At 53.7% G+C, this 423-nt stretch carries 1 protein-coding gene; it reads right to left on the bottom strand.

Features of this window, described 5'->3' with window-relative positions; all coding sequences use genetic code 11:
- Positions 1-293 (bottom strand): alcohol dehydrogenase catalytic domain-containing protein (locus H0X95_RS35760; protein WP_196446443.1); only part of this gene is annotated, 293 nt, incomplete at its 3' end.
- Positions 294-423 lie beyond the last annotated feature (130 nt).

Here is a 423-nt window from a genome sequence, read left to right as displayed (position 1 = left end):
TTACGGCAGTGACCGCAGGTAATGTGGCCTTCACCGGAGACGCGATCGCCAATGTTGAAGCCTTTCACTTCCTGACCAATGCCAACCACTTCGCCGACATATTCGTGACCGACAACCATCGGTACCGGAATGGTTTTCTGTGACCACTGGTCCCAGTTGTAGATGTGAACGTCAGTACCGCAGATGGCGGTTTTACGAATTTTGATCAGCAGATCGTTATGACCGACTTCCGGCTCCGGCACGTCGGTCATCCAAATCCCTTCTTCCGCTTTCAGTTTGGATAACGCTTTCATCACACGTCCTCAGGCAATTACGCCCAGCTGTTTGCCGATGCGGGTAAAGGCTTCCACCGCACGTTCAATTTGTTCAGGCGAGTGCGCCGCAGACATCTGGGTGCGGATACGCGCCTGACCTTTTGGTACC

It is taken from the genome of Burkholderia sp. 9779_493, from assembly GCF_015712215.1.
Lineage (GTDB): Bacteria > Pseudomonadota > Gammaproteobacteria > Burkholderiales > Burkholderiaceae > Burkholderia > Burkholderia cenocepacia.
The sequence above is the reverse complement of the archived record's forward strand: the minus strand, read 5'-3'. Positions and strand labels throughout refer to the sequence as shown.